The organism is Rhodococcus sp. T2V (assembly GCF_029269925.1).
Classification (GTDB): domain Bacteria; phylum Actinomycetota; class Actinomycetes; order Mycobacteriales; family Mycobacteriaceae; genus Rhodococcus_F; species Rhodococcus_F koreensis.
In genome coordinates, this window is sequence record NZ_JARJBD010000111.1 from 1 (window position 1) to 23,075 (window position 23,075).

Genomic DNA, 23,075 nt, shown 5'->3' on the forward strand with positions numbered 1-23,075 from the left:
GGAACATTTTGGCCGTCGGACTGACGGTGGCAGCCTGCGGAGACGGTGTGAGACCGCCCCGCACCTAAAGCGTGGGGTGGCAACTGTCGGTGAAACAGGAACCTCGGGACGTGAGTCCCGAGGGGAATCTCGGTCGTTCACGGCCGAGAGGACGTCAAACCGGTCACCATATTGGACGCGGGGGGAAACCGATCCGGTTCCACCCCCCGATTCGCCGAGAATTGCGCTCCTGTGAAATCTCGACGCGCGCCCCCTTATTCTTCGAGCATGAACACGCACGTCGTCGACCACCCGCTCGCAGCAGTCCTCCTGACCACGATGCGCGATGCGCGCAGCGACAATGCCACATTTCGTGCCGCCTTGCGAAGGCTGACGCACATGCTGGTGTACGAGGCGATGCGCGAGGCTCCGGTCGACACGTTCGACGTGGTCACACCCATCGCGACCACCGACGGGGTGCGGCTCAGCCATCCGCCGCTGCTCGTTCCTGTCCTGCGTGCCGGGCTGGGCATGGTCGAGCAGGCCAGCAGCCTGATCCCGCAGGCGCGAGTCGGTTTCGTCGGCATGGCCCGCGACGAAGATACGCATCTGCCGGTGCCGTATCTCGAGTCGCTCCCCGCGGACCTGTCCGGCATTCCGGTGTACGTCCTCGACCCGATGCTGGCCACCGGCGGTTCGATGGTGCACACGATCGACCTGCTCGTCGCCCGCGGCGCCACGGACGTCACCGCCGTGTGCGTCGTCGCGGCGCCCGAAGGGGTTGCCGCCCTCACGGCGTCCGGCCATCCCGTGCGACTCGTCACCGCGGCGGTCGACGAGGGACTGAACGGGGACGCGTTCATCGTGCCCGGCCTCGGCGACGCCGGTGACCGCCAGTTCGGGCCGCGCTGACGCCTCGGCTACAGGGCTTCGGCGAACTCGCGCAACAGGTTCAACCGCGTCGCGGCCGTCTCGCGCGCCGTGGGTAGCGCCGATCGATCCGGCACCGGGACGACCACCTCCAGGTAGCACTTGAGCTTGGGTTCGGTCCCGGAGGGGCGCACGACCACCCGGACCGTCGACCCGGCGAGGACGACGGCGTCGGTGCGGGACTGCCCGCGCAGTTCCGCCAGATCGGTGGCCTCGACGGGCTCACCGGCCAGTTCGGCCGGCAGGTCCGCCCGCAGTCGTCGCATCATCGCGGTGATGTCGGCGAGGTCGGTGACGCGGCGCGACACCTGGTCGCCGGCGTGCAACCCGAATTCGAGCGCGTAGTCGTCCAGCCGGTCGGGGAGTGTCGTCCCGTCTGCCCGCAGGGTGGCCGCGAGGTCGGCGGCCACCACCGCCGCGGAGATACCGTCCTTGTCGCGCACCGACTCCGGGTCGGCGCAGTGACCGATCGCCTCCTCGTATGCGTACACGAGACCCTCGCCCGCCCGGACGAGCCACTTGAAGCCGGTGAGGGTGCGGGCGAAGCGGGCGCCGCGGGCCGCGGCGAGCTTCCCGAGGAGTGCGGACGAGACGATCGTCGTCGCGACGAGTGAATCCGCCGGGGCGGATGCGAGGACGTGGTCGCCGAGCAGGACCCCCGTCTCGTCTCCGCGGAGCATCCGCCAGCCGTCCGGCCCGCGTACACCGACCGCGCACCGGTCCGCGTCGGGGTCGAGGGCCAGTGCGAGGTCGGCGTCGACGTCCGCGGCGAGCGCGAGGACGGCGTCCGAGGCGCCCGGCTCCTCGGGATTGGGGAACTCGACGGTCGGGAAGTCCGGGTCGGGGTCGAATTGCGCGGCGACGGTGTGGACGTCGGTGAACCCGGCGGATTTCAGTGCGGCGAGCGCGGTCTCGCCGCCGACGCCGTGCATGGCGGTGAGCGCGATCCGGACGGATCGCGACCCGCCCCTCGGTAGGGACGCGACCCGGTCGACGTAGCGGTCGGGGAGTTCCTCGGACGCCGGGGTCACCGGGATCCGGGGCACGAGATCGGCCCGCCCGATCCTTGTGATCGCCGCCTCGATCTCCCGGTCGGACGGCGAGATCAACTGGGCGCCGCCGTCGAGGTAGACCTTGTACCCGTTGTCGGCGGCGGGATTGTGGGAGGCGGTGATCTGCACGCCGGCGGCGGCCCGGAGGCGGCGGACCGCGAACGCGACGATCGGGGTGGGCAGGGGACGGGGGAGGAAGACGACCGAGAATCCCGCGCCCGCCAGCACTTCCGCGGCGGCGACGGCGAACTTCTCCGATCCGTGCCGCGCGTCGCGCCCGACGACGACGGTGGAGCCGCCCAGGCAGCGATCTTTCAGCCATGCGGCCAGCCCGGCGGTCGTGCGAATCACGACGGCGAGGTTCATGCCGTTCGGGCCTGCCCGCACCGGGCCGCGCAGTCCCGCGGTCCCGAAACTCAGCGGCGCGGCGAAGCGGTCGGCGAGTTCGTCGGCGGACAGGTTCGCGAGTTCCGCCCGCGTGCGGGGGTCGGGGTCGGCGTCGATCCAGTCCGCGATCGGATCGTTCACAAGCGTTCCACCAGTTCTCGCAGGAGCCCGCCCATGCGATCGGCGGACGCCCGGCCGGCGGCGAGGACCTCCTCGTGGTTCAGGTGCTCGCCGGTGATGCCCGCCGCGAGGTTCGTCACCATCGAGATCCCGAGGACTCTGGCGCCGAGCGCCCGCGCTGCGATCGTCTCGTGGACGGTGGACATGCCGACGAGGTCGGCGCCGATCGTCCGCAGCATGCGGATCTCGGCCGGGGTCTCGTAGTGCGGGCCCGGCAGACCGGCGTAGACGCCTTCGCTGAGCGATCCGTCGATGTCGCGGGCGAGGGCCCGCAGTTCGGGGTCGTACGCGTCGACGAGGTCCACGAACTCGGCGCCCACGAGTGGTGACCGGGCCGTGAGGTTGAGGTGATCGCTGATCAGCACCGGCTGTCCGACGGTGAAGTCCTCGCGGATCCCGCCTGCGGCGTTCGTCAGGATGACGGTCGTCGCCCCGGCGGCGATGGCCGTGCGCACCGGGTGGACGACGGACGACAGCGGATGGCCCTCGTAGGCGTGGGTGCGGCCGAGCAGGACGAGGATCCGTTTGCCGCCCACCTCCACGGAGCGGATCGTTCCGGCGTGTCCCGCGGCGGACGGCGGGGTGAACCCCGGGAGGTCGGCCATCGGGACGGTGCAGAGTGATTCGCCGAACCGGTCGGCGGCGGCATTCCACCCCGATCCGAGGACGACGGCGATCGAGTGTTCGGCGCAGTTCGTGTGCGCGGCGAGCGCGGCGGCCGCGGCGTCTGGCGTTCCCATGAGGCGATAGTCTTCCACTCATGCCCTATCTCGATCGCGATGGCGACGTATTCATCCTGTACCTCGGTACCGAGGGCGAGACGGACAACGAGAACCGCTTCCACCCGGATTGGATCGACGCCACCCACGCCGCGCTCGACGAGGTCGAAGCCCACGAGGGTCCGGCAGCGCTGGTGACGACCGCGACGGGCAAATTCTTCACGAACGGTCTGGACACCACGTGGATCTTCGCCAACACGGACAAGCTCCCGGACTACCTCGACCGCGTGCACACGATCTACAGCCGCCTGCTCGCGTTCCCGATGGCCACCGTCGCCGCCGTCCAGGGGCACGCTTTCGGTGCCGGCGCGATGCTCGCCACGTCGCACGACTTCCGGGTGATGCGCGCCGACCGCGGCTTCTACTGCCTTCCCGAGGTGTCGCTGAACATGCCGTTCACCGTCGGGATGTCGGCGCTCCTGAACACGCGCCTGCCCAAGCAGACCGCGGTCGAGGCGATGACGACCGGTCGCCGCTACGGCGGTTCCGACGCGCTCGCCGCGGGCATCGTCGACCAGATCGAGGAGGGAGACGCCGTCCTCTCCGCCGCCGTGACACGGGCTGCCGCGCTCACCGCGACCCGCGGCGCCAACCTGGCCGGGATCAAGCGCGGAATCCATCACGACGCCCTCGCCGCGCTCGCCACGGCGACGGACAAGAGCAACTTCAGCTTCGGGTGAGAGAATGAGCACGTGAATGCGGATGTCGAGGCGGCGGTCAGGTCAATCGAGACCGATCTGATCGCGCTGTCCCATTCGATCCACAGCGAACCGGAACTCGCGTTCGAGGAGTTCCGGAGCGTCGCGAAGATCACCGAACTGCTCAAACGCAGCGGGTTCGACGTGCGCACGGGCATCGCGGACCTGCCGACGGCGTTCGACGCCACATTCGGCAGCGGCGACCTCGTCATCGGCATCTGCGCCGAATACGACGCGCTGCCGGAGATCGGGCACGCGTGCGGGCACAACATCATCGCGGCGTCCGCGGTCGGCGCCGGCGTCGCGCTCGCCACCGTGGCAGAACGGCTCGGGATCACGGTGCGGGTCATCGGGACGCCCGCGGAGGAGAGCGGCGGCGGGAAGATCGCCATGCTCGAGAAGGGTGTCTTCGACGGGGTCGCGGCCGCACTGATGGTGCATCCGGGTCCGATCGACATCACGGGAGCGACGTCGCTCGCGCTGGCCGACATCGCGGTCACGTTCAACGGCCGCGAAGCGCACGCGTCGGCCGCGCCGGAGTTCGGGCGCAACGCCGCCGACGCCGCGACCGTCGCGCAGGTCGGTATCGGCCTGCTGCGCCAACATCTCTCGCCGGGACAGCAGATCCACGGCATCGTCTCCGACGGCGGCACCGCGCCCAACATCGTTCCCGCCCGCTCCGAAATGCTGTACTACCTGCGCGCCGAGACGGCGTGGGCGCTGTCCGAGCTGACGGCCCGGGCGGAAGCGTGCTTCGCGGCCGGGGCACTCGCCACCGGGTGTACCCACGAGATCCGCACGGTGTCGCCCACGTACACGGAACTGACACCGGACCCCTGGCTGGTGGCGACGTACCGGGAGCAGATCCTCGACATGGGACGGACGCCGTTGCCGCTCGAATGGGAAGGCGTCCGCCCGCTGGGCAGCACCGACATGGGCAACGTCACCAACGTCCTGCCCGGAATTCACCCGATCATCGGCCTCGACTCGGGAGGTGCGGTGACGCATCAGCCGCAGTTCGCGGCGGCGTGCATCACCGAATCCGCCGACCTGGCCGTGATCGACGGAGCGATTGCCCTGGCTCGCACGGCAGTTCGCGCTGCGACGGACGACGAACAGCGGGTGCGGCTGTTGGAAGGAGTTGATCGCCGGTGAACGCGGCAGTCGACAAATGGATTCTCGCTCACACCGACGAACTCTCCCAGTGGCGTCGGCACATCCACGCCAATCCCGAACTCGCGCGACACGAGTACGCGACGACGGAATTCGTGGCGACCCGCCTGGCCGCGGCGGGACTGTCACCCGAACTGCTGCCCGGGGGAACGGGGCTCACATGCGATCTCGGGCCGTCGGACGGTCCCCGCATCGCGTTGCGCGCCGACATGGACGCGCTCCCGCTCCAGGAACTCACCGGTGCCACGTACTCGTCGACGGTGCCGGGCGTGTCGCACGCGTGCGGGCACGACGCGCACACCACCATCCTGCTGGGAACCGGTCTCGCCCTCAGCGAGATCCCCGACCTGCCGGTGGGTGTCCGGCTCATCTTCCAGCCGGCCGAGGAGGTAATGCCGGGCGGTGCGCTGGAGGTCGTCGCGGCCGGACGGCTCGAGGGCGTGTCGCGGATCTTCGCCCTGCACTGCGATCCGCGGCTCGCGGCCGGCCGCGTCGGGGTGCGACTCGGCGCGATCACGTCCGCGGCCGACACGATCGAGGTCGTGCTCGACTCGCCGGGCGGCCACACGTCGCGTCCGCACCTGACCACCGACCTCGTGTTCGCACTGGGAACCGTCGTCACCGGACTGCCGGGCATGCTCAGCAGGCGGATCGACCCGCGCACCGGCACCGTCATGGTGTGGGGCGCCGTGAGCGCCGGCCGGGCCCCCAACGCCATCCCGCAGACCGGCATGATGACCGGCACCGTGCGGACCGGCGATCACGAGACGTGGGAGATGCTCGAGCCGCTGGTCCGGGAGATCGTCCACGGACTCCTGGCTCCCACCGGGGTGCGGTACCAGCTGAACTACCGCCGCGGCGTCCCGCCCGTCGTCAACGACGAGGTGTCGACGCGCATGTTCGAGGACGCGATCCGCACCGTCGGCCCGGACGCCCTCGCCGACACGCCGCAGTCGGGCGGCGGCGAGGACTTCTCCTGGTATCTCGAAGAGGTGCCCGGCGCGATGGCCCGGCTCGGCGTCTGGTCGGGCGCCGGCGAGCAACTCGACATCCACCAGCCCACGTTCGATCTGGACGAGCGGGCGCTCGGCGTCGGCGTGCGGGTGCTGTCGAGCCTGGTGCTGGGCTGAGGCGCAGCACCAGGCGGTTCTGCCGGGCGGTGCTATTCGGTGCCCGGTCCGACGTTGCGGCTGTTGCGGGTACGCAGGTCGCGCACGTAGTCGGCGGGGGCCCCGGCGATCTCCGCGGCGTCGGCCATCACCCCGAGGTAGCGGGCCGACGGCAGGCCGCCCTCGTACGCGTCGAGCACGTACAACCAGGCGAGTTCGGGTTCGCCGACGGTGTCCACGCGGACGCGGATCTTGCGGTGGATGCCGAGTTCGGAGCCCTCCCATCGGTCGAGGCTGACCTCGTCCTCCTCGGGGACGTCGTAGAGCACGACGAACACCTTGGAATCGGGGTCCTCGACCACGGTGGCGAGTGCGCCCTCCCAGCCGATGTCCCCGCCACTGAACGTCAGTCGCCAGCCGTGCAGCCAGCCCGTCCCCGCCATCGGCGAATGAGGGCAGCGCTGCAACATCTGCTCGGGATGCATGTTGGACCCGTAGGCGGCATAGATCGACACGGCGGCAAGCCTAAACGGTGGCTAGTAATCTGTTGCATGCAGTGCACGACACGCCGCGCTGCGATCGTAGGAAAAGCCGGCCGGAGACCCCGGTCGACAGGTGAATTGGAGGACAGATGACCCGAATCGTGATCATTGGTGGCGGGCCTGCCGGATACGAGGCAGCGTTGGTGGCCGCACAGCACGGCGCCTCCGTCTCCTTGATCGATTCGGACGGGGTGGGCGGCGCCTGCGTTCTGTTCGACTGCGTGCCGTCCAAGACCTTCATCGCCTCCACCGGAGTCCGCACCGACATGCGGCGCGCCACCGACCTGGGGATTGCGCTCGATCCCGAGCAGGCCACGGTCGCCCTGCCGAAGATCCACGCCCGTGTGAAGAGCCTCGCGCAGGCGCAGTCCTCCGACATCCGCACGCGGCTGCAGACCGTGGGTGTCGAACTGCTGTCGGGCACCGCCGAGCTCACCGACCAGCGGCTCGGCATGGCGTCGCACCAGGTGTGTGCGACCCTCTCGAACGGCGAGCAGAAGACCTTGGATGCCGACGTCGTCCTCATCGCCACCGGCGCGAGCCCCCGGGTGATCCCCGGGGCGGAGCCGGACGGCGAGCGGATCCTGACGTGGCGCGACCTCTACGACCTCGACGAGCTGCCCACGCACCTCGTCGTCGTCGGTTCCGGTGTGACCGGGGCCGAGTTCGTGTCCGCCTACACCGAGATGGGCGTCAAGGTCACCCTGGTGTCCAGCCGCGACCGCGTCCTGCCCGGTGAGGACGCCGACGCCGCCCTCGTTCTCGAGGACGTCCTCGCCGAACGCGGCGTCACCCTCGTCAAGCACGCACGGGCCGACGCCGTCAAGCGCACCGAGGACGGCATCGTCGTCGTCCTCGCGGACGGCCGCACCGTCGAGGGCAGCCACGCCCTGATGACCGTCGGTTCGGTGCCCAACACGCAGGGCCTCGGGCTGGAGAAGGTCGGGATCGAACTCGACAAGGGCGGCTACCTGCGCGTGGACCGGGTGTCGCGGACCCCGGTGTCCGGGATCTACGCCGCGGGCGACTGCACCGGTCTGCTGCCGTTGGCGTCCGTCGCCGCCATGCAGGGCCGCATCGCGATGTACCACGCGCTCGGTGAGGGCGTCAGCCCCATCAAGCTGAAGACGGTGGCGTCGGCCGTGTTCACCCGCCCCGAGATCGCGACCGTCGGCGTCAGCCAGGCCGCGATCGACGACGGCGAGGTCCCCGCCCGCACCGTCATGCTCCCGCTCAACACCAACCCGCGTGCGAAGATGTCCGGGCTGCGCCGCGGTTTCGTGAAGATCTTCTGCCGTCCGGCCACCGGTGTGGTGATCGGCGGCGTGGTGGTGGCCCCCAACGGGTCGGAGCTGATCCTGCCCATCGCCATCGCCGTCCAGAACAACCTCACCGTCAACGATCTCGCCGCGACGTTCTCGGTGTACCCGTCGCTGACGGGGTCGATCACCGAGGCGGCTCGCCAGCTGATGCGGCACGACGACCTGGACTGATCCCGAAATGTGAGAATCGCATTTCACATGGTGGCTCCTGCGGTGAGATAGTCGAGGCACGGTCCGAAATCATCGGCCGTGCCTCGGCGCTCTCCCGCCCCGCAGACCCAGGACGGACAGGGTGTTCCTCACCTGATCTCCGCTTTGACGTGCCTCCTGGGAGTCGACATGCCGCAATCACTTGCCCGCCGCATGGAGGGGCTGCACAGCTCCGCCATCCGTGACCTTCTCACCCTCACCGCCCGGCCCGACGTGGTCAGCCTCGCGGGCGGGCTGCCGGATCCCGAATTCATTCCGCGGGAACGGATCCGGAAGGAAGCCGAACTCGCGCTCGCGGACCCGGCGTCCGTCCAGTACGGCGAGACCACCGGGCTGCGCAAGCTCCGCGACGTGCTCGCCGCCCGCGAGGGCGCGAAGATCGGCCGGCCGCTGGGCGCCGCGGACGTCGTCGTCACGCACGGCTCGCAGCAGGCGCTGAGCCTGCTCGCGCAGGTGCTGCTCGACCCCGGCGACGTCGTGATCGTCGAGGAACCCGCATACACCGGAGCGCTGCAGGTGTTCCGTGCCGCGGAGGCCGACGTCCGGTCCGTCCCACTCGATGCCGACGGCATGGACACCGCCGCCCTGCAGGGCATGCTCGAGGCCGGACTGCGGCCCGCCGTCGTCCACACGGTGAGCAATTTCCACAACCCGCGCGGCGTCGTCCTGGCGGCCGGGCGCCGGGAACACCTCGCTGCACTGGCCGATCGCTACGGCTTCTGGGTGATCGAGGACGACCCGTACGGCGAACTCTTCTTCGACGGGCCGCCGCCCGCGCCCGTCGCGGCGCTGTCGGACCGGGTGATCCGGTTGTCCAGCGCCTCGAAGATCCTGGCACCCGCGCTGCGGGTCGGGTGGCTGCACGGCGACCGGCGGGTGTGCGAGGCCGTCGAACTGCTCAAGCAGGGTGCGGACCTCTGCGGTTCGTCATTGACCCACCGGATCGCCGCCGGACTGCTGTCGGACGAGTCGTGGCTGGACCTGCACCTGGAGATGCTGCGTGCCCGCTACGGGTCCCGGGCCCGGGCACTCGCCGACGGTGTCGCCTCGACGTTCGGCGACCGCGCCGGCGTGTCCTCGGCCGTGGGCGGAATGTTCTGCTGGACCGAGTTCACAAGCGCCGACGTCGACACGGCGGCGCTGCTGCAGACCGCCGTCGAGCACGGCGTGGCCTTCGTCCCCGGATCGGCGTTCGGCGTCGCCGCGGAGCACCGGAGTGCGCTGCGGCTGTGCTTCGCGACCTGTTCGGAAGACGTGCTGACGGGTGCGGCGGCGAGGCTCGGCGACGCGTACGCCGATCACGCCCAGTCGTAGGTCCGCTCGACCGCCTTGTTCCACTCGGCGTACAGCCGGGTGGACTCGGCCTCGTCCATCCCGGGCTCCCAGGTCTTGTCGACGGCCCAGTTCGCGCGGATGTCGTCCTCGCTCTCCCAGAAGCCGACGGCCAGGCCCGCGGCGTACGCGGCGCCCAGCGCCGTCGTCTCGTTGACGACGGGCCGGATGACGGGCACCGCGAGGATGTCGGACTGGAACTGCATGAGCGTCTCGTTGACGACCATGCCGCCGTCCACCTTGAGCGAGGCCAGTTCGACGCCCGAATCGGCGCGCATCGCCTCGATCACCTCACGGGTCTGATACGCGGTGGCCTCGAGGGCGGCCCTGGCGAGGTGGCCCTTGTTCACGAACCGGGTGAGTCCGACGATCGCCCCGCGGGCGTCGGGCCGCCAGCGGGGGGCGAACAACCCGGAGAACGCGGGCACGAAGTAGGCGCCGCCGTTGTCGTCGACGGACTTCGCCAGATCCTCGATGTCCTTGGCCGAACTGATGATTCCCAGGTTGTCGCGCAGCCACTGCACCAGCGAACCGGTGACGGCCACGGATCCCTCGAGCGCGTAGACGGCAGGTGCGTCGCCGATCTTGTAGCAGACGGTGGTGAGAAGGCCGTGCTTGCTGTGCACGGGAGTGGTCCCCGTGTTGAGCAGCAGGAAGTTCCCCGTCCCGTACGTGTTCTTCGCTTCGCCTTCGGACAGGCAGGCCTGCCCGAACGTCGCGGCCTGCTGATCGCCGAGGATCCCCGCGACGGGCACACCCGGCAGCGTCCCCCGTTCGCGTCCCACGCCGTACACCTCCGACGAGCTGCGGATCTCCGGCAGCATCGACATCGGGATGTCGAAATCGGCGCAGATCTCCGGATCCCAGTCGAGGGTCTCGAGATTCATCAACAGCGTGCGGGACGCGTTGGTGACATCCGTCACGTGGGTGCCCTCGGTGATGTGCCACAGAATCCAGCTGTCGATCGTGCCGAAGCAGAGCTCACCCGCCTCCGCCCTCTCGCGGGCGCCCTCGACGTTGTCGAGAATCCAGCGGACCTTCGGCCCCGAGAAATACGTGGACAGCGGTAGACCGGTGCGCTTCTGGTAGCGGCCCGGGCCCTCGTCGCCGCCGAGCTGTGTGCACAGCTGGTCGGTGCGCGTGTCCTGCCAGACGATGGCGTTGTACACGGGTTCTCCGGTGTTCCGGTCCCACACGACCGCCGTCTCGCGCTGATTGGTGATGCCGATCGCGGCGATGTCGCGTTTGGTGAGATCGGCCTTCGCGAGCGCGGACGCCACCACCTCGCGGGTGTTGATCCACAGCTGCTGCGGGTCGTGCTCCACCCAGCCCGCGCGCGGAAAGAACTGCTCGTGTTCCTTCTGGGCGACGCTCACCACGGCGCCGTCGTGATCGAAGATCATGCAGCGGCTGGAGGTGGTGCCCTGGTCTATCGCGGCGATGTACTGAATCACACGCATGAAGCTACTAGCCTGGGCATGAATCCGTCGTCATCTCACAGGAGCCCGAGTTGAGTAGTCAGCCTGGTGTGCAGTTCCTCGGTCCCCGGCAGCGCGATGCCGCCTGGGACGAGCTGCAGACCGAACAGTTCGACGTCGTCGTGATCGGCGGTGGTGTGGTCGGTGCCGGTGCGGCCCTGGACGCGGCCACCCGCGGGCTGAAGGTGGCGTTGGTGGAGGCGCGCGACTACGCGTCCGGAACGTCGAGCCGCTCGTCGAAGATGTTCCACGGCGGGCTGCGCTATCTCGAGCAGCTCGAGTTCGGACTGGTGCGGGAGGCGCTCCGGGAGCGTGAGCTGTCGCTGACCACCCTCGCACCGCACCTGGTGAAGCCGCTCAAGTTCCTGTTCCCGATCACTCACCGGCTGTGGGAGCGGCCCTACATGGCGGCAGGCATCTTCCTCTACGACCGGATGGGCGGCGCCAAATCGGTTCCGCCGCAGAAGCATCTGACCCGCGCGGGTGCGCTGCGGATGGCGCCCGGGCTCAAGCGCAACTCGCTGACCGGCGGCATCCAGTACTACGACACCGTCGTCGACGACGCCCGGCACACCATGACCGTCGCCCGCACCGCCGCCCACTACGGTGCGGTCGTGCGGACGTCGACGCAGGTGGTCGGTTTCCTGCGGGAGGCGGACCGGGTGTCCGGGGTACGCATCCGGGACTGCGAGGACGGGCGCACCGCCGACGTGAAGGCGCACGTCGTCATCAACGCGACCGGGGTGTGGACCGACGAGATCCAGGCGCTGTCGCGGCAACGCGGCCGGTTCCGCGTCCGCGCGTCCAAGGGCGTCCACATCGTGGTGCCCCGCGACCGGATCGTCAGCGACGCCGCGATCATCCTCCGCACCGAGAAATCGGTGCTGTTCGTCATTCCGTGGGGTAGTCACTGGATCATCGGCACCACCGACACGGACTGGAACCTCGACCTCGCGCACCCTGCGGCCACCAAGGCCGACATCGACTACATCCTCGGTCACGTCAACAAGGTGCTGGTGACGTCGCTGACCCACGAGGACATCGACGGTGTCTACGCGGGTCTGCGTCCGCTGCTCGCCGGGGAGAGCGACGAGACGTCGAAGCTGTCGCGCGAGCACGCCGTCGCGCGCGTGGCACCGGGCCTCGTCGCCATCGCGGGCGGCAAGTACACCACCTACCGTGTGATGGCCGAGGACGCCGTGGATCTCGCGGCCGAGGACATTCCGGCGCGGATGGCGCCGTCCATCACCGAGAAGGTGCCGCTCGTGGGTGCGGACGGGTACTTCGCGCTGGTCAACCAGACCGTGCACCTCGGCCAGCTGTACGGTCTGCACCCGTACCGGGTGAAGCACCTGCTGGACCGGTACGGCTCGCTGATCGGCGAGGTACTCGACCTGGCGTCCGACAAGCCGGAACTTCTCCAGCCCCTCACCGACGCGCCCGCCTACCTGCAGGTCGAGGTCGTGTACGCGGCGGCGGCCGAGGGCGCGCTGCATCTCGACGACATCCTCGCCCGGCGTACCCGCATCGCGATCGAGTACTCGCACCGGGGTGTGAACTGTGCCGAGCAGGTGGCGCAACTGGTCGCGCCGGTCCTCGGCTGGGACGCCGACGACGTGGACCGCGAGGTGAAGACGTACCAGGCGCGGGTGGAGGCGGAGGTGCAGTCGCAGGCGCAGCCGGACGACCTGTCCGCCGACGCGTTGCGGGCGGCGGCACCGGAATCGCGGATCGAACTGCTCGAACCGCCGGTCAGTGTGTCAGAAATACCTTGATCACCACGATGGCCGCTGCGACGGCGGCGAGGCCGATCGCCGCCCAGTGGGTGCCGGACGTGACCTTCTCGCGGCGGAGATGGCTGATCACGTAACTGATCGACGCGATCCGGGTGATCATCACCAGTTCGGCGATCAACTGTGCCGTCCTCGGCTCCAGCCAGCCGATCAGCGCGGTGCACAGGATGACGCTGGGGACGACGGCCGACGTGAGGATGGGCAGGCCGTCACGGAGTTCCCCGCTGCGTTCGGCGTGGGTGAGGGTGCGGTCGAGACGCAGTGTCTGGCCGACGGACTCGGCGAACAGATGCGCGAGGAAGGTGGACAGAGCGGCTCCGACGACGATCGCGATGCCGAGGGTTTCCTGCGCTTTGGTGACGGGGATCAGCGCGGCGAGGACGAGGATGTTGCCGTAGATGTAGGCGCTGATGCGCCGGGCGACGCGCTCGGTGTCGATCGGGGCGTCGGCCAGCTGCGCGGGGCGGTTGAAGAGTTTCGGAAGGTCCCACTCCATGGCCCCGAGCATTCCACGCGCACGCGGTCAGCGAGTGTGGACGAGCGATTTCGGTGCGTGTGCGGCGACGACCCCGGAGAGCGCCATGACGACGAGGGCTGAAACAGCGATGAATTCCATGTGATTCAGCGTCGTCCCGGAACCCGTGAGCAGTGTGGGCGTTGTCTGTGAGCTCCCTGGGAACTCAGACTTTCGGGCTGTAGTGCCGGGGGTCGTCGCGCCGGTCGACCGGGGGAAGGTTTCGTCGCGGCGTGTGGACGAGCGGTGCGTGCGCGGGAGCGCGTCCGGTCTCGCGGTCCCAGCCGGCGCGGGCACGCGGATGGTAGCGGTACCGCCACGGGACGAGGCGGAAGACGGCGTTCACGGCGCGGCCGGCGAGAGTGTGCAGGCGCTCGTCGCGTGTGGTCCAGCGGTAGCCGAGGAGGTCGCGGACCGGCGGGTCGTACATGCCGACCGTCAACCACACGAAGCCCTTCGCCACCGGGATGCGGAGGATCGCCCAGATCGGGCCGGGCAGCCACGACAGGAACGGGGGAGCGCCGAGCCCGGACAGGTCGAGGACGTCGCGGGTGGCCTTGTTGTCCTCGAGCACGTTGCGGCACATGTGATCCCAGTACTCACAGAACGCGTCCCAGGTTTCCGGGACGGGGCGCATGCTCATCCCGTACAGGCGGTACCACTGGATGTGCTCGGTGAAGAGGCGGCGCTTCTGGTCCTCGGTGAGGCCACCCATGAAATTGTCGCCGGTCAGGATGGTGCCCATGAAGAACGTGGCGTGCGCCCAGTAGAACGTGTCGGGGTCGAGGGCGTGTACCTGCGGCCATGTTTGTCGATTCCCTTGATGGTGTCGTGGTATCCCCGGACCTGTTCCGCGGTCTGCTGGGCGCGGTCGCCGTCGAACACGACGCCGCCGATCGGGTACAGCGACCGGTAGAGCCGCTCCCACCGCTCGTCGAAGAAGCGGGAGTGTTCCTCGACGCCGGCGCCGAGACCGGGATGCATGTTCTGCATCGACCCGGCCCACACGCCCTGCAGCATTCCGCGCCAGTCGCCGAAATACTTCCAGGTCAGCGAATCGGGGCCGAGGGGAACGGGAGCGGAGGCCGGGACGGGCGTACCGTCCGCGTTCAAGTGACTACGCACGTTGTCAGACTAGGATCTGACAACACGCGTAGTCAAGGATTGGGGCGAGAAGAGTGACGCTGGAGGACCGGCGGGAAGCACGGCGGAATGCGCTGCTGCGGGCGGGCGTCGCCCTGCTCGGTGCGGCGGACGGGCCCGCCGTGAACGTGCGCGCCGTCTGCCGTGCGGCATCGCTGACCGAGCGGTACTTCTACGAGTCGTTCCGGGACCGGGACGAATTCGTGCGCGCGGTCTACACCGCGGTGGGAGCGCAGGCGCAGACCGCGCTCGTGGCGGCGGTGGCGTCCACCGAGACCGCACGCGAGCGCGCCGAGGCCGCCGTGGACGCGTTCGTGAAACTCATGGTCGACGATCCCGCCATGGGTCGCGTGCTGCTGCTTGCGCCGTTGTCCGAACCCGCGCTGAGCAGGCGGGGCATCGACCTGATGCCCGGCTTCGTCGGACTCGTGCACGACCAGCTCTCCGCCGTCGACGACGAGGTGGAGAAGCAACTCGTCGCCGTCGGAGTGGTGGGCGCCCTCACGACCCTGTTCATCGGATATCTCGACGGAACTGTTGCCGCGTCGCGCGAGCAATTCGTCGCGCATTGCGTCACTCTGGTGGTGGAGGCAAACAAGGCCGGCCACGAGTGAGGTGCGCATGCCGTTCCAGGTGTCCGTGGACGATCCGACTCGCCCGCAACCCGAGCTCCGGGTACTCGACCGCAAGTTCTTCCAACTCGTCGGCGAATTCGTCTACGTTCACGGCGACACGGTGGTGACGGTGCCCGGCTGCGCCCCGATGCCGTGCCTGCTCCGCACGGATCTCGCGTCGATCCCCGCGCCGCTGCAGGGTCTGCTCACGCCGTACGGCCGGCAACTGCTTCCCGCGATCATGCACGACGACCTCTGCAAACGTGCGAGCGCGCTGGGGCAGGAGGGAAACACGCTGCGACGCCACGCGGACGAACTGTTCCGGCTCGCCCTGCTCGACGAGGGCGTCGGACCGTTCCGCAGCCGCATCTTCTGGGTCGGCGTCGAGGTCGGCCGGTTCTGGACGTTCACCGACGTTGTCCGGTTCCTGCTGATCACACACCAGGTGCTCGGGATGCTGTGCTGGGTGGTGGGTGTGCCGTGGGCCGTGGCGACCTCGCACGTCGGCCTGGCCGCCCTCCTCCTCGCGCTGCCGGTGCCGCTGTCGCTGTTGTGGCGCAGAGACTTTCCCGTCGCCCTGCTGGGGTGCATCCTGCTGCCCCTGATCGCGCCCACGTATCTGCTGACGATCGGCACAGCCGCGGTGCTGTGGGTGCCGGACGGTGCCGCCTGGCTGCTCGGCCGCAGGCGCACGCGCCGACCTCCGCCGCTCGGGCCGCCGACGACGGTCCTCCGCTAAACCACTCTTGGCGGTTGGCAGTACGTGCAGAAGAAGATCTCCTGGCGGCCGAGGTCGTGGCCTTCGATCACCGTTCCGCAGCGGCGGCAACGTTGTCCGGCCCGCCCGTACACCCACGGCCGGTGGCGGATCGAGTTGTTCTTGTCGGCGTGAATCATGCGATGCGCGAGCGTGACCATTGCGGGCAGGTCGGTCACCTCGGCCGCCGGAGTGTACGGGTGGACGCCGCGGAGGAAGCAGACTTCGTTGCGGTACACGTTGCCGAGACCGGCCAGATTGCGCTGATCGGTGAGGGCGAGACCGATGGGCTGCTCGCCGGCCGCCCGCAGATTGCGAACCGCCGTGCCTGCATCCCAGTCCGGCCCCAGCAGGTCGGGACCGAGATGGCCGACCGCGGACTCCTCGTCGTCACGCTGGAGGATCTCGGTGATGCCCAGCGAGAACCCGACCGCCACCCGGTCCTCGGTGGCCAGCACGATGCGCGCCTGGTGCGCCGGCCGCCGCCACCTCGAGTCGGGCGCGTAGATGTGCCACGCACCCTCCATCTTCAGGTGCGTGTGGATGGAGTGGTCGCCGACCCGGATGAGGAGGTGCTTTCCCCGGCTGACCACCTCGTCGACGACCTGGCCGGACAGGTCGACGGTGGCGTACCGGGGCACCCGCACGTCGCACCGGGTCAGGACCTTGCCTTCGAGGGCGTCGCGCAGCGAGTTGGCGGTGCGCCAGACGGTGTCGCCTTCGGGCATGTCAGGCTCGCAACCGGAAACCGCGTGGAGTGGGCGAGAACCCGGCCTCGGTCAGGATCGGTGCGAAGTCGCTGCCGTGGATGGTGTCGCCGTCCACCTTCTCGACCACGATCCTGTCGATCCCACCGCGCTTGACGACCCCGGCGAGCGTGACGGCCGCGGTGCGGAGCACACCCGGGTCCTCGGTGAACGTGAGGACGGTGCGCCCGCCGCGTTCGACGAACAGGATCAGTTCGCCCTCCACCAGCACCACCAGGCCGCCGGCCTTGCGTCCGGGCCGGTGCGCGGGCGCGTCGGCGCCGCGCCGCGGCCACGGCAGGGCCGCACCGTACGGGTTGGCGGGATCGCTGGCGGCGAGCGTCACGGCAGGCAGCGTGGTGTGCCTGCCCTCGAGCGAATCGCCGTAGCTCCGGAGTCGGTCCACGACGGGGGGAGTGGAGAACTGCGCACCGCCGAGCGACTCGACGAAGTGTCCCCGCCGGCAGCGGCCGTTGTCCTCGAACGTGCCCAGCACCTTGTACATCAGCGCGAAGCCGCCCGGAACGTTCTCCGTCGTCACGGACCCGCGGGTCACCACCCCGTACCGCTCCAACAGCAGTTCGGCGGTGGCGCTGGCCCGCAGCGTGGCATCGGATTCGGCGGCGGGCAGAATCGACCACCGTCCCCCGACGGTGGGCGGTGCGGTGCGCACCGGGACCGTCAGGCCGCGATACGCCCGGGCGCGCGGGGGACGTCGCGGCGAGCGGTGGCTCGTGGTGGTCCTGGACGTGTCCGACAGCAGGGCGCGCACCGGAGCGAGAGTGTCGTTGCCGATGTGGCCCAGCCACACCAGATCCCACAAAGCGGTGGCCAGCGCGGTGTCGTCGGATATCTCGAGGGTGTCCGCGAGTTGCCGGAAGAAGTACGCGCCGCCGCCGGACAGCGTGTCGAGCACCCGGTTCTGCACGTCGGTCAGGTCCGATTCCGTGGGCGTGGTGAGCGTGAGCGGTGCGGTGTCGGCGGGGTGGAGGCACACCCACCCGTCCTTGCCGGAGATGCCGCCCGCCCCCGACCACAACACCTCACCGGTGGACGTGAGTTCGTCGAGCATGGCGGGGGAGTAGTCGGCCACCCGGCACGGCAGGATCAGTGATTCGAGTGCCGACGCGGGAACCGGAACGCCGGCAAGCTGTTCCACGACGGTCGCGACGCCGTCGATACCGCGCAGCGTGCCCCCGACGTGCTGCCAGGCGGGGAGGAAGCGGCCGAGCGTCGCCGTGCTGACCGGCTCGACCTCCTGACGCGCTGCGGCCAGCGAACGCCTGCGCAGACGTCGCAGGACCTCGGCATCGCACCATTCGCTGCCCGTCGCGCCGGGGCGGAACTCGCCCTCGACCACCCGCTTGCCTTGTGCGAGCCGCTGCAGGACGTCGCGGGCCACCGCCGAACCGAGACCGAAACGGGCCGCGGCGTCGGTGATCGTGAACGGGCCGTGGGTGCGGGCGTACCGGCTGATCAGATCGGCCAGCGGATCGTCGACGGGTTCGATGAACGCGGCGGGAACCCCGATGGGCAGCGGCACCCCGAGCCCGTCGCGCAGGCGTGCCGCATCCTCGATGGCCGTCCACCATTCGCGACCGGCGAAGGACACGCTGAGCGCCCGCTTCGCACGCACGAGTTCGTCGAGCCAGGGGGCCGGATCGCCGGTCGACCGTGCGGCGACCTCGTCGGAGGTCAGCGGCCCCAGCAGGCGCAGGAGGTCGGCGACGCCCTCGAGGTCCTTCGCCTTGCGGTCGGGGAGCAGTCGCTGGAGTTCGAGTTCGGCGCGGGCGATGACGTCGGCGTCGAGCAGTTCGCGCAGTTCCACCCGGCCGAGCAGTTCCGCCAGCAGCGTCGAATCCAGGGACAGAGCAGCGGCCCGGCGTTCGGCGAGCGGGCTGTCGCCCTCGTACATGAACTCGCCGACGTAGTTGAACAGCAGCGCGCCGGCGAACGGTGACGGCGACTGCGTCTCCACCTCGACGATCCGGATCTGCCGTCGTGCGAGCCTGCGCAGCAGGTCCTTCAGCGCCGGCAGGTCGTACACGTCCTGCAGGCACTCGCGGACGGTCTCGAGCAGGACCGGGAACGTCGGATACCGGCGGGCCACGTCGAGCAACTGGGCGGACCGCTGCCGTTGCTGCCACAGCGGTGCACGCTTGCCCGGGGTTCGTCGGGGCAGCAGCAGCGCCCGGGCCGCACACTCACGGAACCGGGACGCGAACAGCGCCGACCCGCCGACCTGTTCGGTGATTATGTCCTCGATCTCGTCGGTGTCGAAGACGAAGAGGTCGGCTCCGGGCGGGGTGTCCTCGGTGTCGGGGAGGCGCACGATGATGCCGTCGTCGGATGCCGTGGCGTTCGAGTCGAGGCCGTAACGCTCGCTCAACCGGGCACTGACCGCCAGCGCCCACGGCGCATGAACGCGTTGGCCGTACGGCGAGTGCAGGATCAGCCGCCAGTCGCCGAGTTCGTCGCGGAACCGTTCGACCACCAGGGTGCGGTCGGTGGGGACCTGCCCGGTGGCTTTCTTCTGCTCGGTGACGAGCTGTACGAGATTGTTCGTGGCGTTCTCATCGAGCCCACCGGTCCGGCAGCGCTCCTGCACCTCGGTCTCGTGCCCGAGCGAGATCTCCCGCAGGAACTGTCCCAGCGCCTCGCCCAGTTCCGCAGGCCTGCCCAGACCGTCGCCGTGCCAGAACGGCAGCCGACCCGGCTGGCCGTAGGCGGGACTGACCAGCACCCGGTCGAAGGTGATCTCCTCGATCCGCCAGCTGGTGGCACCGAGCGCGAAGACGTCACCGACCCGCGACTCGTACACCATCTCCTCGTCGAGTTCGCCGACCCGGGACGCCTTCTCACCGACCATGTAGACGGTGAACAGACCGCGGTCGGGGATGGCGCCGCCCGACGTGACCGCCAGCCGCTGCGCGCCGGGGCGTCCGGTGAGCGTGTTGGCCTCGCGGTCCCAGACGAGGCGGGGCCGGAGTTCGGCGAACTCGTCGGACGGGTAGAGGCCCGCGAGCAGGTCGAGGGTGGACTCGTACGCCGAGCGCGGCAGCGTCGCGAAGGAGCCACTGCGCCGTACCGTCTCGAACCAGTCGTCCACGTCGAGCGGTTCGAGCGCGGTGGCCGCCACCGTGTGCTGGGCGAGGATGTCGAGCGGGTTGGCGGGGACGGCGAGTGCCTCGATCTTGCCGGTGACCATCCGCTCGACGGTGACGGCGCAGTGCACGAGATCGGTGCGGTGCTTCGGGAACACCACACCCCGGGAGATCTCCCCGACCTGGTGTCCGGCGCGGCCGACGCGCTGCAGACCGTTCGCCACGGACGGGGGCGCCTCCACCTGGATCACCAGATCGACGGCACCCATGTCGATTCCGAGTTCGAGGCTGCTGGTCGCGACCACGCACCGCAGCCGCCCCGACTTCAGGTCGTCCTCGATCAGGGCACGCTGGTCCTTGCTGACCGACCCGTGGTGGGCGCGGGCGAGCAGCGGGTCCGCACCGAAGTTGACCTCGGACGGGGTGCCGATCTGCGAGGCCGGTTTCGGGTTCTTGTCGACCGCGGTCCCGGCGCGTTCGGCGTAGATCTCGTTGAGTCGTGCGGTCAGGCGCTCGGCGAGCCGCCGCGAGTTCGCGAACACGATGGACGACCGGTGCGCCAGCACGAGATCGACGATCTGCTCCTCGACGTGCGGCCAGATCGACCCCGCCTGCGGGGTCGCCGAGGCCGAACCCTCGGCGGGCTCGGCGAGACCGAGTTCGGTCATGTCCTCCACCGGAACCTGCACGGTGAGGTCGAACGTCTTCGGCGACGGCGGTGCCACGATCCGGATCGGCGCCGACCCGGACAGGAACCGGCCCACCTCCTCGTGTGGCCGCACCGTCGCCGACAGCCCGATGCGCTGAGCAGGGGTGTCGAGAAGCCGGTCGAGGCGTTCGAGCGACAACGCCAGGTGCGCGCCGCGCTTCGTGCCGGCCACCGCGTGCACTTCGTCGACGATGACCGTGTCGACCTGCGTCAGCGTCTCGCGCGCGGCGGACGTGAGGATGAGGAACAGCGACTCGGGGGTGGTGATGAGGATGTCGGGCGGATTCTTGATCAGCGCGCGCCGGTCGCCGGCCGGTGTGTCGCCGGAGCGGACCCCCACCGAGATCTCCGGCGGCGTGAGACCGAGCCGCTTGGCCGTCTGCGTGATCCCGACGAGCGGGGCCCGCAGGTTGCGTTCGACGTCGACCCCGAGTGCCTTGAGTGGGGAGATGTAGAGAACCTTGGTCTTGCGGTCCTTCCCGTCCGTGGCCGCGAGCTGGTCGAGGGACCACAGGAACGCGGACAGCGTCTTGCCCGAACCGGTCGGGGCGACGACCAGCGTGTGCGCTCGGCTGGCGATCGACTCCCACGCACCGAGCTGCGCGGCCGTCGGCGCGGGAAACGCACCGCCGAACCACTCGCGGGTGGCAGCGGAGAACCTGCCCAGGACGTCGGTCACCGTTCCATACTGCACCGGGGGTCTGACAGGCGGAGGAGACATGGTGTGCGGTCTCCGGAATTCTTCCGTCCGGGGGCGATCGGAACCGGAGTCGAGCTCCCACCTGGACGCTCGGTGGTGAGGTATCACGCGGGGGAACTGTTCGCCCGGCAACACGGCCGTGCTCGTCGACGTGTCCGTGCTGTCGAAGGACGAATTCGGATACCGAATTCGGATGCCAGGAACTCCGCCAGCAGGTGGGAGTCGCCGTACCCGAATGCGAGCAGGTGATCGCAGACCTCCGCGTAGGCGGATGGTCGAACGTTCGATCCGCCGTGTGTGCATCGATCTGCGAACTTGTCGGTGGGTCGCAGTATGATTCGAACATGGGTTCGACCAGGGGGGTTGGCGGCGGATCAGGTGACGGAACACCTGACTGCGCTGGCTGCTGCCGTCACGGGCCTGCTCGACGCGGACCTCACGGGTGTGTCGGATTCCGATGTGACGCTGACGATGCAGCAACTCGAGAAGTCCCTCCGCCGCGCAGGCGCGGTCTCGCATCGGCTGATCGTCGAGAGTGTCGAACGCTCGCTGCACGCGACGCTCGGCTACAACTCACCGAACAAACTGCTGGTCGAGGTGCTGCGCGTGTCGGCGACGGATGCGTCGGCCCGGGTGTCGGCTGCCCGCAATCTCGGCGCCTGGCAGACGCTATCGGGCGACGACCTGCCGGCTGCACTGCCGGAAACGGCCGCCGCGCAACGCGAGGGTGTCATCGGCCCCGATCACGCCCGGGCGGTCTCGAAGATCATGCGCAAGATCCCGCACGCCGTGTCGAATGCGGACGTCGCCGCAGCCGAAGCGATCCTGGCCGAGTGCGCGCGTGGTGGCACCCCGGAGGACGTCGAGAGTGCCGGTCACCGACTGCTCGCCTACCTCGATCCCGACGGGCGCCTCGCGGACGATCGTGATCGGGCTCGCCGGCGCGGCATCTCACTCGGTCGTCAGGACACCGAACTGATGTCGAAGATCTCCGGTGAACTCGACCCCACCGCGCGCGCCCTCCTCGACCCGATTCTCGCGAAATGGGCCCGCCCCGGCATGAACAATCCGGACGACCCGGCGTCTCCCCGCGGCGACGCCGAGGATCCGTCGATCGATCGTGAAGCGTTGGTCGCGGCGGCGGCGCGGGACACGCGCACCGCGGCGCAACGCAACCACGACGCCCTCGGTGCGATATTCAGGGTCGTGCTCGAATCTCAGGTCCTGGGTCGGCACCGGGGTCTGCCCGTCACGGCGATCATCACCATGACGCTCGATCAACTCGAGAAAGTGGCGGGCGGTGTGGCGACCACGGCGACCGGCGGTCTCCTTCCTCTCGACGACGCGTTGAAACTCGCGGAGAACGCCCACCCGGTCCTCGTCCTGTTCGACCACGACGGCAGGCCCCTGCATCTCGGACGGCTTCGACGCGTGGCGAGCGCGGACCAACGGCTCGCTCTCATCGCCGCCGAAGGTGGATGCACACGAGCGGGCTGCGCAGCACCGGCCAGTATCTGCGCCGTCCACCACGTGCAGGAGTGGCGCAATGGCGGGCGCACCGACATCGACTCGCTGACGCTCGTGTGCGACGCCTGCCATGCGCGGGTCAACGACGGGCCTGCCGGCTGGGCGACCACCAGCGCGCCACCCGGCGACGTGTACGCGGGACGCACCGAATGGATACCGCCACCACACATCGACCCGGAGAGAAAGCCGCGAATCAATCACCGGCACCACGCCGGTGAGCTGATCGATCGTGCTCGCCGGAGGCTCCGTGACCGGGTGCGAACCGACGACCGAGTGCCTTAGCCGAGGCCTGTATTC

At 69.5% G+C, this 23,075-nt stretch carries 17 protein-coding genes and 1 pseudogene; 10 read left to right on the forward strand and 8 right to left on the reverse strand.

The annotated features are described in order from the left end of the window. Positions 1-267: 267 nt before the first annotated feature. Positions 268-891, forward strand: coding sequence for a uracil phosphoribosyltransferase (gene upp / locus P3H15_RS46305; RefSeq protein WP_072949014.1), 624 nt, complete (start codon positions 268-270; stop codon positions 889-891). A gap of 8 nt (positions 892-899) precedes the next feature. Here upp and P3H15_RS46310 read toward each other — a convergent pair whose 3' ends face one another. Beyond that, the gene (locus tag P3H15_RS46310) at positions 900-2,489 is read right to left on the reverse strand and encodes a phospho-sugar mutase (protein WP_276143478.1); all 1,590 of its coding nucleotides are present in this window, start codon (positions 2,487-2,489) and stop codon (positions 900-902) included. Then, the gene (locus P3H15_RS46315) at positions 2,486-3,268 is read right to left on the reverse strand and encodes a purine-nucleoside phosphorylase (protein ID WP_276143479.1); all 783 of its coding nucleotides are present in this window, start codon (positions 3,266-3,268) and stop codon (positions 2,486-2,488) included. Before P3H15_RS46315 ends, P3H15_RS46310 begins: the two co-directional genes overlap by 4 nt. Before the next feature lie 20 nt (positions 3,269-3,288). Here P3H15_RS46315 and P3H15_RS46320 point away from each other — a divergent pair, with 20 nt between their 5' ends. The 3 genes from P3H15_RS46320 to P3H15_RS46330 are packed head-to-tail and all read left to right on the forward strand — an operon-like array spanning position 3,289 to position 6,308. Then, positions 3,289-3,987 carry an enoyl-CoA hydratase/isomerase family protein gene (locus P3H15_RS46320; RefSeq protein WP_276143480.1) on the forward strand — a complete coding sequence of 233 codons (699 nt, stop codon included), beginning with the start codon at positions 3,289-3,291 and terminating at the stop codon, positions 3,985-3,987. A 12-nt stretch (positions 3,988-3,999) separates the two neighbouring features. After that, positions 4,000-5,160: a M20 family metallopeptidase gene (locus P3H15_RS46325; RefSeq protein WP_072949019.1), complete on the forward strand. Its 1,161-nt coding sequence runs from the start codon at positions 4,000-4,002 to the stop codon at positions 5,158-5,160. Next, positions 5,157-6,308 carry a M20 family metallopeptidase gene (locus P3H15_RS46330; protein ID WP_276143481.1) on the forward strand — a complete coding sequence of 384 codons (1,152 nt, stop codon included), beginning with the start codon at positions 5,157-5,159 and terminating at the stop codon, positions 6,306-6,308. The genes P3H15_RS46325 and P3H15_RS46330 overlap by 4 nt, the downstream gene beginning before the upstream one ends. Before the next feature lie 32 nt (positions 6,309-6,340). Here P3H15_RS46330 and P3H15_RS46335 read toward each other — a convergent pair whose 3' ends face one another. Beyond that, positions 6,341-6,802: a gamma-glutamylcyclotransferase gene (locus P3H15_RS46335; RefSeq protein WP_015890025.1), complete on the reverse strand. Its 462-nt coding sequence runs from the start codon at positions 6,800-6,802 to the stop codon at positions 6,341-6,343. Positions 6,803-6,918: 116 nt separating this feature from the next. Here P3H15_RS46335 and P3H15_RS46340 point away from each other — a divergent pair, with 116 nt between their 5' ends. Both P3H15_RS46340 and P3H15_RS46345 read left to right on the forward strand, forming a co-directional pair. Next, entirely contained in the window at positions 6,919-8,322 is a 1,404-nt protein-coding gene (locus tag P3H15_RS46340; RefSeq protein ID WP_276143482.1) for an NAD(P)H-quinone dehydrogenase, read from the forward strand. 168 nt (positions 8,323-8,490) lie between these two features. After that, a complete protein-coding gene (locus P3H15_RS46345; RefSeq protein WP_276143483.1) occupies positions 8,491-9,675 on the forward strand; it encodes a PLP-dependent aminotransferase family protein in 1,185 nt (394 codons plus the stop codon). Here the strand turns inward: P3H15_RS46345 and glpK are convergent. Further along, positions 9,660-11,153: a glycerol kinase GlpK gene (glpK, locus tag P3H15_RS46350; RefSeq protein ID WP_276143484.1), complete on the reverse strand. Its 1,494-nt coding sequence runs from the start codon at positions 11,151-11,153 to the stop codon at positions 9,660-9,662. The two genes, P3H15_RS46345 and glpK, sit on opposite strands and share 16 nt — an antisense overlap. A gap of 50 nt (positions 11,154-11,203) precedes the next feature. Between glpK and glpD the strand changes: the two genes are divergently transcribed. Beyond that, positions 11,204-12,946: a glycerol-3-phosphate dehydrogenase gene (gene glpD / locus P3H15_RS46355; protein WP_276143485.1), complete on the forward strand. Its 1,743-nt coding sequence runs from the start codon at positions 11,204-11,206 to the stop codon at positions 12,944-12,946. Here glpD and P3H15_RS46360 read toward each other — a convergent pair. Both P3H15_RS46360 and P3H15_RS46365 read right to left on the reverse strand, forming a co-directional pair. Beyond that, positions 12,924-13,460 carry a hypothetical protein gene (locus P3H15_RS46360; RefSeq protein WP_276143486.1) on the reverse strand — a complete coding sequence of 179 codons (537 nt, stop codon included), beginning with the start codon at positions 13,458-13,460 and terminating at the stop codon, positions 12,924-12,926. The genes glpD and P3H15_RS46360 overlap by 23 nt on opposite strands. Before the next feature lie 184 nt (positions 13,461-13,644). Next, positions 13,645-14,498, reverse strand: a pseudogene (locus tag P3H15_RS46365) (oxygenase MpaB family protein). A gap of 158 nt (positions 14,499-14,656) precedes the next feature. On the opposite strand from P3H15_RS46365, the gene P3H15_RS46375 reads away from it, so the two are divergent. Together P3H15_RS46375 and P3H15_RS46380 are read left to right on the forward strand one after the other, a co-directional pair. Further along, entirely contained in the window at positions 14,657-15,235 is a 579-nt protein-coding gene (locus tag P3H15_RS46375; RefSeq protein ID WP_276143487.1) for a TetR/AcrR family transcriptional regulator, read from the forward strand. A 7-nt stretch (positions 15,236-15,242) separates the two neighbouring features. Beyond that, the gene (locus tag P3H15_RS46380; protein ID WP_276143488.1) at positions 15,243-15,974 is read left to right on the forward strand and encodes a DUF1353 domain-containing protein; all 732 of its coding nucleotides are present in this window, start codon (positions 15,243-15,245) and stop codon (positions 15,972-15,974) included. On the opposite strand, the gene P3H15_RS46385 is transcribed toward P3H15_RS46380, so the two are convergent. Together P3H15_RS46385 and P3H15_RS46390 are read right to left on the reverse strand one after the other, a co-directional pair. Next, a complete protein-coding gene (locus tag P3H15_RS46385; RefSeq protein WP_276143489.1) occupies positions 15,971-16,720 on the reverse strand; it encodes a DNA-formamidopyrimidine glycosylase family protein in 750 nt (249 codons plus the stop codon). The two genes, P3H15_RS46380 and P3H15_RS46385, sit on opposite strands and share 4 nt — an antisense overlap. 1 nt (position 16,721) lies before the next feature. Next, entirely contained in the window at positions 16,722-21,230 is a 4,509-nt protein-coding gene (locus P3H15_RS46390; RefSeq protein ID WP_276143490.1) for an ATP-dependent helicase, read from the reverse strand. A 399-nt stretch (positions 21,231-21,629) separates the two neighbouring features. Here P3H15_RS46390 and P3H15_RS46395 point away from each other — a divergent pair, with 399 nt between their 5' ends. Further along, on the forward strand, positions 21,630-23,060 hold the full coding sequence (locus P3H15_RS46395) for an HNH endonuclease signature motif containing protein (RefSeq protein ID WP_276143491.1): 1,431 nt from the start codon (positions 21,630-21,632) through the stop codon (positions 23,058-23,060). The last annotated feature ends 15 nt before the right edge of the window (positions 23,061-23,075 follow it).

Coding starts and splice junctions, on each gene's coding strand:
- upp (WP_072949014.1), top strand. CDS start 268: ATGAACACGCACGTCGTCGACCACCCGCTCGCAGCAGTCCTCCTGACC.
- P3H15_RS46315 (WP_276143479.1), bottom strand. CDS start 3,268: ATGGGAACGCCAGACGCCGCGGCCGCCGCGCTCGCCGCGCACACGAAC.
- P3H15_RS46320 (WP_276143480.1), top strand. CDS start 3,289: ATGCCCTATCTCGATCGCGATGGCGACGTATTCATCCTGTACCTCGGT.
- P3H15_RS46340 (WP_276143482.1), top strand. CDS start 6,919: ATGACCCGAATCGTGATCATTGGTGGCGGGCCTGCCGGATACGAGGCA.
- P3H15_RS46345 (WP_276143483.1), top strand. CDS start 8,491: ATGCCGCAATCACTTGCCCGCCGCATGGAGGGGCTGCACAGCTCCGCC.
- glpK (WP_276143484.1), bottom strand. CDS start 11,153: ATGCGTGTGATTCAGTACATCGCCGCGATAGACCAGGGCACCACCTCC.
- P3H15_RS46360 (WP_276143486.1), bottom strand. CDS start 13,460: ATGGAGTGGGACCTTCCGAAACTCTTCAACCGCCCCGCGCAGCTGGCC.
- P3H15_RS46380 (WP_276143488.1), top strand. CDS start 15,243: ATGCCGTTCCAGGTGTCCGTGGACGATCCGACTCGCCCGCAACCCGAG.
- P3H15_RS46385 (WP_276143489.1), bottom strand. CDS start 16,720: ATGCCCGAAGGCGACACCGTCTGGCGCACCGCCAACTCGCTGCGCGAC.